At 62.7% G+C, this 14,258-nt stretch carries 12 protein-coding genes; 8 read left to right on the top strand and 4 right to left on the bottom strand.

Annotated elements, in window-relative coordinates:
• Nucleotides 1-233 precede the first annotated feature (233 nt).
• From tssI to ACN9M3_RS10755, 7 genes are read left to right on the top strand one after another with little or no spacing between them, the layout of a single operon-like run.
• Complete coding sequence (tssI, locus tag ACN9M3_RS10785; RefSeq protein ID WP_426322388.1) at nt 234-2,882, top strand: type VI secretion system tip protein TssI/VgrG; 2,649 nt, start codon at nt 234-236, stop codon at nt 2,880-2,882.
• Nucleotides 2,883-2,894: 12 nt separating this feature from the next.
• Nucleotides 2,895-3,725 (top strand): DcrB-related protein, encoded by an 831-nt coding sequence (locus ACN9M3_RS10780; protein ID WP_426170635.1) that lies wholly within the window; start codon nt 2,895-2,897, stop codon nt 3,723-3,725.
• A gap of 2 nt (nt 3,726-3,727) precedes the next feature.
• Nucleotides 3,728-4,969 (top strand): PAAR domain-containing protein, encoded by a 1,242-nt coding sequence (locus ACN9M3_RS10775; protein WP_426170633.1) that lies wholly within the window; start codon nt 3,728-3,730, stop codon nt 4,967-4,969.
• Entirely contained in the window at nt 4,970-5,353 is a 384-nt protein-coding gene (locus ACN9M3_RS10770) for a hypothetical protein (protein WP_426322385.1), read from the top strand.
• 52 nt (nt 5,354-5,405) lie between these two features.
• Complete coding sequence (locus ACN9M3_RS10765; RefSeq protein WP_426170630.1) at nt 5,406-5,777, top strand: hypothetical protein; 372 nt, start codon at nt 5,406-5,408, stop codon at nt 5,775-5,777.
• Nucleotides 5,774-6,199 (top strand): hypothetical protein, encoded by a 426-nt coding sequence (locus tag ACN9M3_RS10760; RefSeq protein WP_426322383.1) that lies wholly within the window; start codon nt 5,774-5,776, stop codon nt 6,197-6,199. Before ACN9M3_RS10765 ends, ACN9M3_RS10760 begins: the two co-directional genes overlap by 4 nt.
• Nucleotides 6,174-6,593, top strand: coding sequence for a hypothetical protein (locus ACN9M3_RS10755; RefSeq protein WP_426322381.1), 420 nt, complete (start codon nt 6,174-6,176; stop codon nt 6,591-6,593). The genes ACN9M3_RS10760 and ACN9M3_RS10755 overlap by 26 nt, the downstream gene beginning before the upstream one ends.
• A 35-nt stretch (nt 6,594-6,628) precedes the next feature.
• Here ACN9M3_RS10755 and prpF read toward each other — a convergent pair whose 3' ends face one another.
• From prpF to prpB, 4 genes are read right to left on the bottom strand one after another with little or no spacing between them, the layout of a single operon-like run.
• Nucleotides 6,629-7,813, bottom strand: a complete 1,185-nt coding sequence (prpF, locus tag ACN9M3_RS10750; RefSeq protein ID WP_426322379.1) for a 2-methylaconitate cis-trans isomerase PrpF — start codon at nt 7,811-7,813, stop codon at nt 6,629-6,631.
• Nucleotides 7,814-10,411, bottom strand: coding sequence for a Fe/S-dependent 2-methylisocitrate dehydratase AcnD (gene acnD / locus ACN9M3_RS10745; protein ID WP_426322377.1), 2,598 nt, complete (start codon nt 10,409-10,411; stop codon nt 7,814-7,816).
• Nucleotides 10,412-10,413: 2 nt separating this feature from the next.
• Entirely contained in the window at nt 10,414-11,565 is a 1,152-nt protein-coding gene (gene prpC / locus ACN9M3_RS10740; protein ID WP_426170623.1) for a bifunctional 2-methylcitrate synthase/citrate synthase, read from the bottom strand.
• A gap of 25 nt (nt 11,566-11,590) precedes the next feature.
• Nucleotides 11,591-12,478: a methylisocitrate lyase gene (prpB, locus tag ACN9M3_RS10735; protein ID WP_426322375.1), complete on the bottom strand. Its 888-nt coding sequence runs from the start codon at nt 12,476-12,478 to the stop codon at nt 11,591-11,593.
• 146 nt (nt 12,479-12,624) lie between these two features.
• Between prpB and prpR the strand changes: the two genes are divergently transcribed.
• Nucleotides 12,625-14,253: a propionate catabolism operon regulatory protein PrpR gene (gene prpR, locus ACN9M3_RS10730; protein ID WP_426322373.1), complete on the top strand. Its 1,629-nt coding sequence runs from the start codon at nt 12,625-12,627 to the stop codon at nt 14,251-14,253.
• Nucleotides 14,254-14,258 lie beyond the last annotated feature (5 nt).

Genomic DNA, 14,258 nt, shown 5'->3' with positions numbered 1-14,258 from the left:
GGGGTATCCAGCCGATCATAGCGTACAAACCTGGCTAGTCAAAGAAAAGGCCGGGCTTGCTGACATTGTTACAACAAAAACATGTCTTTTTGCCGCCACGCAGTAATCCACCATCCAGTTTCAACCGTGCGAAGTAATTCGGCGCAATTTGGTATCGTCCGCAAGTTTGCTTATTTGATAAGTACGTTAGATACGCGCTTGTCGCAACTTGATAATTGATAGGAGTTGCCTGAATGTCGTTTGGACCATTGGATGGCAAGACAGCATTGGCGTCGTCGCCCTTGGGCGAAGCGCCTGGCGCATCGTCGCTGGTCGGCAAGCTGGCCGACAACATCGTGCCCACTGCAGTTGAGATGGCGGCGCAAGACAAAATCCCACCCGCTGCTGCGCAACTGGCGCAAACCGCGATCGGCGGACTTGGCGCCGGATTTGGCACGAACGCAAGCGGCGACGCGCCTGCTGCAGCGCCGGCGAGCGCGCTGACGCAAGGCGCGACCGCCCTGGCCGTGCAAAGCCTCGGCGGCATGCTCGCGCCGGAAGAGGCGGCGGTTGCCGGGGAGGCGCTGACTGCCGGATCCCAGGCCGTCCGGCTCCACGCTGCTGAAGGCCGGGCCCCCGAGCCTGGTGCCGCGGGGACGTACGCTGCCGAACAAGCCGCGCCCGTCGCCACGCCGGCAGTTGCCAGGGCGCTGCAAATCGAAGAACACCCGCTGGCCGGCCTGGCCATCAAGGACTTCATGTCTCCGGCCCCTCAATATGCGCCGGCCGTCATGAAGCCGCACCTGGCGGCATTACAGGAGGCAGTTGGCAGCGGCCCCTTTGCCGCATTCCACGAAGGCAGCCGCCTGCTGCGCTTTTACTCGCCGCTGGAGGGCGACAAGGCCCTGCTGGTCGAAACGGTCACCGGCGAAGCCAGGCTGTCGTCGCCTTACCGCTACACGCTAGGCCTGCTCTCCAAGAGCTCCAGCATCGACCTGCAAGACCTGCTGGGCAAGAACGTCAGCGTCGGCGTGCGCCTGGCCGACGGCAGCGAGCATTTCATCAACGGCTATGTCAACGTATTCGGATTCACCCGATCGGATGGCGGGTTCGCCTTCTACCACGCCGAAATCGTGCCCTGGCTGGCCTTCCTGCAGCGCCGCACCAACTCGCGGATCTTCCAGGACGCCAGCGTGGTCGATGTGCTGACGCAGATCTTCAGCTCCGACTACGGCAGCCTGGCGGCCTATGAATTCCGCACCGCACGGACCTACCTGCCGGAAAACTACATCGTCCAGTACGACGAAACCGACGAACACTTCGCCAGCCGCCTGATGGAGAAGTATGGCCTGTTCTACTACTTCGAGCACAGCGAAGAAGGCCACGTCATGGTGATCAGCGACGACTCGCGTGACAGCTCGTTCTGCCCGCCGCAGTTCGCACATGCCGACATCGAATTCAATGGCGGCAACCGCTGGCACGACCGCGATGCCGTCACTGCCTTCACCGCACGGCGTGTGCTGCAACCGACCAAGGTCGCCCTCAATACCTTCGACTTCAAGTCGCCCAACACGGTGCAATATGTGGAACTGCCGACCGCCGCGCGACAGGGTGACGTGCCGACGCTCGAGGTCTACGACGGCAACCCGGCCTTCTCCTACAAGGACCGCGACAGCGGCGAGCGCGAGGCGCAGCTGCGCATGGAAGCCATGGAATGGCAGGCCAAGCTGTTTGCAGGCGAATCCGATTGCCGCGGCCTGGCGCCGGGCCACACCTTCAAGCTGCACGGCCACCACTGGTTCGACGTCACCGACGAAAAGGACAACGATTTCCTGGTCATCTGCGTGCAAATCAACTGCCGCAACAATTTCTTCGGCAGCGACCAGAGCGACGTTTATCGCAACAGCTTCACGGCGATCCGCCGCAAGATCCCCTATCGCCCGGTGCGCGAGCATCGTTCGCCGCGCATGCCCGGCCCGCAGACCGCCACCGTGGTCGGCCCGAAGGGGCAGGAAATCCACACCGACCAGTATGGCCGCATCAAGGTGCAGTTCCACTGGGACCGCTACGGCCGCCGCGACGAAGCCAGTTCCTGCTGGATCCGCGTCTCGCAGCCGTGGGCCGGCAAGGGCTGGGGCACGGTTTCCATCCCGCGCATCGGGCAGGAAGTACTGATCGACTACCTGGAAGGCGATCCGGACCGCCCGGTTTGTACCGGCCGCCTGTTCAACGCCGACCAGCCGGCGCCTTACGCACTGCCCGGCGGCGCCCATATGATGGGCTTCAAGAGCCGCTCCACGCCGGGCGGTGGCGGCTACAGCGAAATGGTGATCCACGACTCCAAGGGCTCGGAGCTGATCAACATCCACGCGCAGAAGGACATGGTCACGACCGTGCAGAATGCGCACGCGACGACCGTCAATGGCCCGCACCAGACCAACACGGTGAGCCAAGGCTACCAGCGCAACACGGTCAAGCAGCAGATCGAAATCGTTTCCGAGACATCCTATATCGACCAGCGGGCCAAGCAGCATATCGCGCTGACGGCGGAGACCGAACATATCGCCCTGACCGCGAAAAAACATGTCGAAGTAGTGGCGCAAACGGAGCATATCGGCGCCACGGCAAAGAAATTCGTGGAACTCAAGGCGGAGACCGAACACATTGCCGCCACGGCGAAAAAGCACATCCAGCTGAAAGCCGAAACCGAGCACGTGGAAGTGGGCGCCAGCAAATTTGTCGACATTAAATCCGACACCCAGCACATTCACCTGACGGCCAACACCGACATCACGCTGCAGGTCGGCGCCAGCAAGATCGAACTGCGCGCCGACGGCACCATCACGATCCAGGGCAAGTATGTCGACATCGTCGGTAGCGACCGTATCGACCTGAACAAGTAGGAGCCGACAACCATGCAATATCACACCAACAGCGCCACCTTCGAGCTTCCGGCACCGCTCAAGGACAAGTCCATGCACATGTTCGTCGTGCGCGACGACGGGCCCAGTGAATTCAGCGTAGTGATCACCCAAGCCGACGTTCAGCGGGAAGAGAGCCTGGCCGACTTCGGCGACCGCCTGCAAAAGGAACTGGGCCGCGCCCTGCCCCGCTTCCAGCTGCGGGGCCTGAAGGAATGCCAAGTCGGCGGCTCGCCGGCGATCGAGCTGGCCTATAGCTGGCGCAAGGACGGCAACTTCATGCACCAGCGCCAGGCCATCGTGCTGGTCGAAGGGCCAGCGCCCGGCACGCGGCAAGCCATGATGGTCGCCGCCACCTGCCTGAATGCCTTCAGCGACGAATGGAACGCAGCGTTCGACGGCCTCCTCGCCAGCATGACGCTGCGCAATCCCTTGAGCGTGGCCGCGGCAGCTCCAAAACGCAAGGTCGTCGTGGCCACGCAGCCCTATACCTTCGCGCTTTCCGCCCGCCGGCGCAGCCTGCACGTCTTCGCAAACCAGGGCGAGGCCTGCCGCAGGACCGATCCGCGCGAAGTGGAGCTGGAAACCTGGGCGTTTTTCGACGCTGCCGGCAACCGTCTGCAGCCGCATTTCACGGCGCCCAATTCCTACGATCCGGGGCTGCGCAACACAGGCATGTACCAGCTCGCCGCCCATTCCGATCCTGATGCGGCCACCCTGCTCGACAACCTGCACCTGGCGGCTATCTACGATCCCCCGATGGACATCCCGGGCCTTCCGCACCTCGATGCGGTGCGCAGCTTCCTTGAGCGGCAGGCAGGCTAGCCATGGCGCAGGCTGCTGCAAGGCTGAATGACCCGATCGGCCATAGCCCGACCATGAGCTGGCTGTTGGCCGGCGTGATTGCCGCCGCGGCCATCGCCGTGACGGCGGTTGCTGTCGTCGGCACTGGCGGCCTGGCTGCCGCTGCCATCATTGGCGGCGCTGCCGCCGCCGGCGGCGGCATCGGCGAAGTATTGAGCACCATGAGTTGGGCTCCCAAGGAAGAAGTGGGAAATATAACCACGACTGGCTCGCCCAATGTCTTCACCAACAGCCTGCGCGCCATACGTGCCCATCTCGACACGGCAAAATGCGACAAGCATACGGACACTGAAAAGGTGGCGACCGGCAGCAATAAGGTGTTCATCAACAGCTGGCCTGCCGCGCGTGTCGACGACAAGACGACCTGCAGCGCCACCATCACCAAGGGTTCTCCCAACGTGAACATCGGCGGCGAGACTGTGCAGACCGACGAAATTCACGCCGAAGACCTGGTGCCCACCTGGGTACATGTGACCATGTTCGTCGTGGGGGCAGGCGCTGCATTTGTCTTGGCGGCGCCCCTCGTAGCGATTGGCGGCCTTGCCGGCGGCATACTTGGTGGCATGGGCGGCAGTTGGGTGGGTGGAAAAGTCTTTGGCGAAGGGTCCGATGGACAGAAGTGGTCGATGTTGGGCGGCGGTTTGCTGGGTGGCTTGTTGGGTGCCAAAGGCGGCAAGCTCTGGTCTCCAAAGAGTCCTGCAGGCGAACCGACTGTCAATACCAACCCGGCCCGCAACCCGCTGAAGGACGATGCGATGCCGCGCGATGGGGACCGCTTGGTGGTCAACCAGGGGCGGGTACCGACCTGCGGCCATAATTCCTGCGGCATGGTCCTGGACACGATGGGAAAACCCGTTGAGATTGGCGCGCTGATTGAACGCATCCCACCCGGCAAGGATGGCATTTATCCGCAGGACGTCGTTGCCCTGTTCAAGTCCGAAGGCGTTCGCGCCAATTACAGGACTGGGCGCAACGTGAATGACCTGGCACGTTATACTAAGGATGGAACACCTGTCGTTGCTGTCATTGAAGATAGAACGGGCGGTTCCAGCTTCCGTCACTTCATTGTTGTCGATGGCGTGACGACGAGGAACGGCGTACCGGTTGTTGCGATCCGGGACCCTCACGGCAAGCAGTATTTCAGCCCGGTTAGCACATTTGAGAAAAACTATACGCGGGAAGTCATAGTACCGAGGAGTAAATAAGTGAGTCTGCAGTTAAACATTTCTCTGCCCAAGAACCTGGTCACCGCTGACCTGATCCGGCAAAAGAATATCCCGTGCCTATGTAAAGTAGCCAAGGAATTCGAGATCGAATTCATGGACCCGCTGCCAGAGGCGACCGGCGTGGTTCAGGGCTGGGACAGGCGATTGCTCGATGAACGTGCTGTCGCCGGCGCGGGAGGGCTTTATACGCACTATGCATTTGGTCTCGTGACCCTCGACCAGGTACAGCCGGACGTTTACAGGATCGTCGATTTGGCGTTCTTTAACAGAATCTTTGGTTGGTGCCCGATCCTGGAAAACGGAGACTACGCTCCCCCAGGAAAATTCTCTGATGATGACGAAGAAGACGATTTCGGAAGATGAGGGCCAGCGCTAAGCAGATACGATGCACTGCTAATGAGCTCCAGGAGAAGTAGTGAGTTTGTACCTGCAAATTGATTTGCCAAAGAACCTCAGTTCGGAAGAAGTGACCCGGCAAAAAAACATCCCTTGCCTTTGCAAGGTAGCCGAGGAATTCGAGATCGAATTTTTGGATCCATTACCGGGATCGACAGGTGTTGTGCAGGGCTGGGATTGGAAGCTGCTTCACGAGCGGGTTATTTCGGGCATTGGCGGTCTGTACACCCATTACACGTTTGGCATGGTGACCCTGGAAATTGCGCAGCCGGGCATTTACAAGATCATCGACCTGGCCATGTTCGACACAAGCTTTGGCTGGTGTCCGGTACTAGAGAACGGGGAATATGGCCCTCCCGGAAAGTTCTATGATGAAGACGATATCGGATGATGAGTACAGGTGAATTTGAAAGACTGCTTGGCAATGAAAGCTCCCCCTGGTTTGAATACAACCTGGAGATCGCTAGCGAAGCCTTGAATGAATTTACCTCCGATGACTGGAGCGACCTGCAGTCCAGGGTCCTGTCATTTTCCGCATGCCTTCAGGAGCGCTGTGCCGAGGCAGTTGGCGAGTCCAGGAGCAACGATGGAATTGGCGTTTTGACGACGCTGCTTATGTCATCGTCCTGCCTCGATGTCGCGGCAATCGCTGCCAGCCAACTAGACGATATGGAGGTTCAACTGCCAGTTTCCCTGCGAGGAAGGCTGCAGCAATTACTGGATCAGTTGACCTCTCGCCACAGCACGCGTGCAGAAGACGTGCAAGGTCTGATCTCGGTCTGTTCGGATGAACTACACGCTGAAAAATTATGATGCCCTGCTGAGGGTCGTGCGCGAATGCGATGACTACTGGGCTGACGTCGGTATCCTCGACGCCATTGCCTTCCTGGAGGCATTTTCCGACCAAGAGTGGATCATGTTGCAAGACCTGCTGGCAGAACGCCCCCGGCTCTGGCAGCGCTCATGCGCAGAAACGCTCAGCGAAGTCACGAATCAGACTCGGAGTTTCGATTTGTTGCTTCGGCTGATGCAAGAGGGAGACGATGAGGTGACGATCGCCGCGCTCGACTCGATCAATGCCCTGGCCTGCTACGGCCTGGACATCAGCGGCCAAGCCACGCAACTGCGGGACGCCATCGCCAAAGCAAGGTCCAACGCCGGTGCGGCGGTATCCCGCATGCTGGACGCGCTCTCACTGCAGCTTTAAAATGCGCGCCCGGCCGGCAGCCGGGCGCGCAAGGCTTATTCGGCCGGTACCCGTACCCAACCTTCCATCAAGACCCGCGCGCTGCGGCTCATGATGGCCTTCTTCACGGTCCACTCGCCGTTTTCCAGGCTGGCCTGGGCGCCGACGCGCAGCGTGCCGGATGGATGGCCGAAGCGCACTGCTTCGCGTTCACCGCCGCCGGCGGCCAGGTTGACCAGCGTGCCGGGAATCGCCGCCGCCGTGCCGATTGCCACGGCGGCGGTACCCATCATCGCGTGGTGCAGCTTGCCCATCGAAAGCGCACGCACCAGCAGGTCGATATCGCCGGCCTGCACCTGCTTGCCGCTGGACGCGGCATAGCCGGTGGGCGGGGCGACAAAGGCGACCTTTGGCGTGTGCTGGCGGGTGGCCGCCTCCGACACGTCCTTGATCAGGCCCATGCGCACTGCGCCGTGCGCACGGATCGTCTCGAACTTTGCCAGGGCAGCGGCATCGCCGTTGATCGCTTCCTGCAGCTCGGTGCCGGTGTAGCCGATGGCATCCGCGTTGATGAAGATGGTCGGAATGCCGGCGTTGATCATGGTCGCCTTCAGCGTGCCGACGCCCGGAACTTCCAGGTCGTCGACCAGGCGGCCGGTCGGGAACATCGAACCGCCTGCCCCCTCTTCCTCCGCCGCAGGGTCCATGAATTCAAGCTGGACTTCGGCCGCCGGGAAGGTCACGCCATCTAGTTCGAAGTCGCCGGTTTCCTGCACTTCACCGTTGGTCATCGGAATGTGCGCGATGATGGTTTTGCCGATATTGGCCTGCCAGATGCGCACCACGGCCATGCCGTCGCGCGGCACGCGGGCCGGCGCCACCAGGCCGCCGCTGATGGCAAACGCGCCCACTGCCGCCGACAGGTTGCCGCAGTTGCCGCTCCAGTCGACAAAGGCCTTGTCGATGCTGACCTGGCCGAACAGGTAATCCACGTCGTGGCCGGCGCGGGTGGAGGCGGACAGGATCACCGTCTTGCTGGTGCTCGATGTCGCGCCGCCCATGCCGTCGATCTGCTTGCCGTACGGGTCCGGGCTGCCGATCACGCGCAGGAGCAAGGCGTCGCGCGCCTTGCCTGGCACCTGGGCCGCTTCCGGCAAGTCCTGCAGCCGGAAGAACACGCCCTTGCTGGTGCCGCCACGCATATACGTGGCAGCTACCTTGATTTGCGGTTTGTGTGCCATTTACGCAGCCTTTGCGGTTTCGAGGAAGTCCTGCGCGAAGCGCTGCAGCACGCCGCCTGCCTCATAGATCGATACGTCTTCCGACGAGTCGAGGCGGCAGGTCACCGGCACTTCCACGCGTTCGCCGTTCTTGCGGTTGATCACCAGGATCAGCGTGGCGCGTGGCGCGCGTTCGCCGATCACGTCGAAGGTTTCGGTGCCGTCGATGCCCAGGGTCAGGCGGTTGACGCCAGCCTTGAACTCCAGCGGCAGAACGCCCATGCCCACCAGGTTGGTGCGGTGGATGCGCTCGAAGCCTTCGGCAACGATGGCTTCCACGCCCGCCAGGCGCACGCCTTTGGCTGCCCAGTCGCGCGAAGAGCCCTGGCCGTAATCGGCGCCGGCGATCACGATCAGCGGCTGCTTGCGGTCCATATAGGTTTCAATGGCTTCCCACATGCGGGTCACTTTGCCTTCCGGCTCCACACGGGCCAGCGAACCGGCCTTGATGCTGCCGTCGGCATTGCGCACCATTTCGTTTTTCAGCGTCGGGTTGGCGAAAGTAGCGCGTTGCGCGGTCAGGTGGTCGCCGCGGTGGGTGGCGTAGGAGTTGAAGTCCTCTTCCGGCAGGCCCATTTTGTGCAGGTATTCGCCTGCAGCGGAGTCCATCATGATCGCGTTCGATGGCGACAGGTGGTCGGTGGTGATGTTATCGCCCAGCACGGCCAGCGCGCGCATGCCCTTCAGCGTGCGTTCGCCTGCCAGCGCGCCTTCCCAGTAAGGAGGGCGACGGATGTAGGTCGATTGCGGACGCCAGTCGTACAGCGGCTCGGCGCGTTCCGCAGCTTCTTCGCTGCGCGTGAACATCGGGATGTAGACCTTGCGGAAGTGGTCCGGCTTGACGCTGCTTGCCACGATCGCGTCGATCTCTTCATCGCTCGGCCACAGGTCCTTCAGGGTGACCGGCTTGCCGGCGGCATCGTGGCCCAGCACATCCTTCTCGATGTCGAAACGGATGGTGCCGGCGATGGCGTAGGCCACCACCAGCGGCGGCGATGCCAGGAAGGCCTGCTTGGCGTACGGGTGGATGCGGCCGTCGAAGTTGCGATTGCCAGACAGGACTGCGGTGGCGTACAGGTCGCGCTCCACCACTTCCTTCTGGATCACCGGGTCGAGCGCGCCGGACATGCCGTTGCAGGACGTGCAGGCGTACGCCACGACGCCGAAGCCCAGCTTTTCCAGCTCAGGCATCAGGCCTGCTTCCTCCAGGTACAGCGTCACGGCTTTCGAGCCTGGCGCCAGCGAAGACTTGACCCACGGCTTGCGCAGCAGCCCGGCCTTGTTCGCGTTGCGGGCCAGCAGGCCTGCCGCGATCATATTGCGCGGGTTGTTGGTGTTGGTGCAGCTGGTGATGGCAGCGATGATCACGGCGCCGTCAGGCATCTTGCCTGGCTCGTTTTCCACCACGCCCGATATCCCGCGCGCTGCCAATTCGGAGGTTGGGACGCGCTTGTGCGGGTTCGACGGGCCGGCGATATTGCGCACCACGGTCGACAGGTCGAACTTCAGCACGCGTTCGTATTCCACCTTGGCCAGGTCGTCCGACCACAGGCCGGTGTGCCTCGCGTAGGTTTCAACCAGCGCCACCAGGTCGTCGTCGCGGCCGGTCAGCTTCAGGTATTTGATGGTCTGCGCATCGATCGAGAACATCGCGGCAGTGGCGCCGAATTCCGGCGCCATGTTCGAGATCGTGGCGCGGTCGCCCAGGGTCAGTGCGGCGGCGCCTTCGCCGTAGAACTCCAGATAGGCCGAAACCACTTTCTCCTTGCGCAGGAACTCGGTCAGCGCCAGCACGATGTCGGTCGCGGTAATGCCGGGCTGTGGCTTGCCGCTCAGCTCAACGCCGATGATGTCCGGCAGGCGCATCCAGGAGGCGCGGCCCAGCATCACGGTTTCCGCTTCCAGGCCGCCCACGCCGATGGCGATCACGCCCAGCGCGTCGACCATCGGAGTGTGCGAGTCGGTGCCTACCAGGGTGTCCGGATAGGCCACGCCATCGCTCACTTGAATGACCGGCGACATGCGTTCCAGGTTGATCTGGTGCAGGATGCCGTTGCCCGGCGGGATCACGTCGACGTTCTGGAACGCCTTCTTGGTCCAGTTGATGAAGTCGAAACGGTCTTCGTTGCGGCGGTCTTCAATGGCGCGGTTCTTGTTGAAGGCGTCCGGATCGAAACCGCCGCATTCCACTGCCAGCGAGTGGTCGACCACCAGCTGGGTCGGCACTACCGGATTGACCAGGGCAGGATCGCCGCCCTGCTCTGCGATGGCATCGCGCAGGCCGGCCAGGTCGACCAGCGCGGTCTGGCCCAGGATGTCGTGGCACACCACGCGGGCCGGGAACCATGGGAAGTCCAGGTCGCGCTTGCGTTCGATCAGCTGCGACAGCGACGCGGCGAGCGTGGCCGGATCGCAGCGGCGCACCAGGTTTTCCGCCAGCACGCGCGAGGTGTACGGCAGCGTGGCGTAGGCGCCCGGCTTGATCGCATCGACCGCTTCGCGCGCGTCGAAATAATCCAGCTTGGTGCCAGGGAGTTGCTTACGGTATTGGGAGTTCATGATTACTTGCGATCCTTGATCGGTACGAAGGCCAGGTCTTCAGGGCCGACGTAATTGGCGCTTGGACGAATGATCTTGTTGTCGATGCGCTGCTCGATGATGTGCGCCGACCAGCCGGAGGTGCGCGAAATCACGAACAGCGGGGTGAACATGGCGGTCGGAACGCCCATCATGTGGTACGACACGGCGGAGAACCAGTCCAGGTTAGGGAACATCTTCTTGACTTCCCACATCACCGACTCCAGGCGTTCGGCGATGTCGAACATCTTCATCGAGCCGGCTTCCTGCGACAGGGAACGCGCCACTTCCTTGATCACCACGTTGCGCGGGTCGGACACGGTGTACACGGGATGGCCGAAGCCGATCACCACTTCCTTGTTGGCGACGCGGTTGCGGATGTCGGCTTCCGCTTCGTCCGCGTTTTCGTAGCGCTGCTGGATGTCCAGCGCCACTTCGTTGGCGCCGCCGTGCTTGGGACCGCGCAGCGCGCCGATCGCGCCGGTGATGGCGGAATGGATGTCGGAACCGGTGCCGGCGATCACGCGGCTGGTGAAGGTGGAGGCATTGAACTCGTGCTCCGCGTACAGGATCAGCGAGGTATGCATTGCACGCACCCACGATTCGGACGGCTTTTCGCCGTGCAGCAGGTGCAGGAAGTGGCCGCCGATGGTTTCATCGTCGGTTTCCACATCGATGCGCTTGCCGTTATGGCTGTAGTGGTACCAATACAGCAGCATGGAACCGAAGGAAGCCATCAGGCGGTCGGCGATGTCGCGCGCGCCGGCGATATTGTGGTCGTCCTTCTCAGGCAGGCAGCAGCCCAGCACGGAAACGCCGGTACGCATCACGTCCATCGGGTGAGCCGATGCAGGCAGCGCTTCCAGCGCCGACTTCACGCCTTGCGGCAGGCCGCGCAGGGATTTCAGCTTGGATTTGTAGCCTTTCAGTTCGGCCATGTTCGGCAGCTTGCCGTGCACCAGCAGGTAGGCGATCTCTTCGAATTCGCAGGTGGTGGCCACGTCCAGGATGTCGTAGCCGCGATAGTGCAGGTCGTTGCCGGTCTTGCCTACGGAGCACAGGGCGGTATTGCCGGCTGCGACGCCGGACAGGGCGACGGATTTCTTAGGCTTGAAGGTTGGGGCTTGCTCGGTCATTTTGGTCTCTCCTCGGATCGTCGAATTATTTTTTGGCGGCTGCAAACAGGGCGTCCAGCTTCTGTTCGAAATCGTGATAGTTGATGCGCTCGTACAATTCGGCGCGGGTCTGCATGGTGTCGACCACGTTCTGCTGGGTGCCGTCGCGGCGGATCGCGGTGTACACATTCTCCGCAGCCTTGTTCATGGCGCGGAAGGCGGACAGCGGGTACAGCACCAGGCCCACGTCGGCGGACTTCAGTTCTTCCACGGTGAACAGCGGGGTGGAGCCGAATTCGGTGATATTCGCCAGCACCGGGACTTTTACCGCTGCGGCGAATTGCTTGTACATTTCCAGCGAAATCATCGCTTCAGGGAAGATCATGTCGGCGCCGGCTTCCACGCAGGCCACTGCGCGGTCGATTGCGGCGTCCAGGCCTTCCACGGCCAGCGCATCGGTACGGGCCATGATCACGAAGTTTTCGTCGGTACGTGCGTCCACGGCAGCCTTGATGCGGTCGATCATTTCGCCCTTGGAGACGATTTCCTTTCCGGGGCGGTGGCCGCAACGCTTGGCGCCCACCTGGTCTTCGATATGCATGGCGGCGGCGCCGAACTTGATCATCGACTTCACGGTGCGCGCCACGTTGAAGGCGGAGGCGCCGAAACCGGTGTCCACGTCCACCAGCAGCGGCAGGTCGCACACGTCGGTGATGCGGCGCACGTCGGTCAGCACGTCGTCCAGGTTGGAGATGCCCAGGTCCGGCAGGCCGAGGGAGCCCGCAGCCACGCCGCCGCCCGACAGGTAGATCGCCTTGAAGCCGGCGCGCTTGGCCAGCAGGGCGTGGTTGGCGTTGATCGCGCCCACCACCTGCAGCGGGGATTCTTCTTGAACGGCCTTGCGGAAGGCGCCGCCTGCGGAATATTGGCTCATGATGTCCTTTCTGTGTGAGGAATGTTTGCCGTCCATAGTGCAAGTGGCATGCCAGCCGTGGCTTCCCAGCAAAATCAAGCACTTGCAACGCGGGCGCCAGAGTATAATGTTTCAGGTTGAAACACGTGAAACGTTTCAGGTGAAACATGCGACATTCCACTCCCCTGCCCTTCGACCCGGCCGACAAGCCGGTGATCTGGACGGTTTCCGTCTCGCGCCTGTCGGAGCTGTTCCGCGACATCACGCTGGAATACGACGCCCTGGCCGATATCGAACCGATCAACCTTGGCTTCGACGAGGCTGCGCGCCATATCCGTGAACGCCTGGCGACGGAGCGCTGCGATGCCGTCATTGCGGCCGGCTCGAATGCGGCCTACCTGAAGGGACGCCTGTCGGTACCCGTGGTGATCGCCAAGGCCAGCGGCTTCGATTTCATGCAGGCCCTGGCGCGCGCCCGCAAGGTTTCCGACCGCATCGGCGTGATCACCTACCAGGAAGACATGCCGGCGCTGGCGGAATTCGCCGCCACCTTCGGCGTGCCGATCGAGCAGCGCACCTATGCAACCGAGGAAGATGCACGCGCCCAGATCAATGACCTGAAGGCCTCCGGCATCAAGGCCATCGTCGGCGCCGGCCTGATCACCGACCTGGCCGAAGAAGCCGGCCTGACCGGCGTTTTTGTCTATTCCGCCGCATCGATCCGCCAGGCCTTCGACGACGCACTTGAACTGGCGCGCCTGGCGCAGCTGGAATCCAACCGTAGCAGGCGCCACGTGGTGGCCGACACCTTGCGCGCCAAGCATGGACTGGCCGACCTGCGCGGCGAGTCCGAGGCGATGGAGCGCGTACGCCAGGCGGTCGTGCTGTACGCGAAGTCGCCTGCCACTGTGCTGATCCAGGGTGAAACCGGCTGCGGCAAGGAACTGGTGGCGCAAGCCATCCACCGCGAATCCCCGCGCACGCTGGGCGGCGCCAACCGTCCTTTTGTCGCGGTGAACTGTGGCGCGATCGCCGAATCGCTGCTGGAGTCGGAACTGTTCGGCCATGAGGAAGGCGCCTTTACCGGTGCCCGGCGCGGCGGCCACGCCGGCCTGTTCGAAGCAGCCAACCGCGGCACCCTGTTCCTCGACGAAATCGGCGAAATGCCGCTTGCACTGCAGACCCGGCTCCTGCGCGTGCTGGAAGAACGCGAAGTGGTGCGGGTCGGCGGCACGCGGCCGATTCCGGTCAATGTACGCATTATCAGCGCCACCCATTGCGACCTTGAAGCGAGGGTGCGCGAGGGCCGCTTCCGCCCCGACCTGTTCTACCGCCTGGCCGTGCTGCGCCTGTCGCTGCCGCCGCTGCGCGAGCGCCCGACCGACATCCTGCCGCTGGCCGAATGGTCGTTGCGTACCGCCCTGGCCAGCCTGGGCGCGCGCGCCCATCCGAACCTGCCGGCCGAACTGGCCGCCTGCGCGCCCCTGCTGCTGCGCTATGAATGGCCCGGCAATGTACGCGAACTGCGCAACCTGACCGAACGCCTCGCCCTGTTCCTCGCCGCCGAACCGCTGCAGGCCCTGACGCCCAGCTTCGTTGCAGGCGTCGCGCCCGAACTGCATTCCTTGCCGCAGGCGGCAACGCAACTGCCTGCGCCCCATGCATCCGCCCCCGCGCCGAACAGCGTCACCGAAGTATTGGCCCGCTTCGGCGGCCGCCGTGACGCCGCCGCCGACTACCTGGGCATCAGCCGCACGACGCTGTGGCGCCGCCTGCGCGAAGAGCAGGAACCCTGAGCCGA

It is taken from the genome of Pseudoduganella sp. R-43 (assembly GCF_049913255.1).
Taxonomy (GTDB): Bacteria; Pseudomonadota; Gammaproteobacteria; order Burkholderiales; family Burkholderiaceae_D; genus Rugamonas.
Note: the sequence above shows the minus strand (reverse complement) of the source record. Positions and strands in the feature narration are given on the sequence as shown.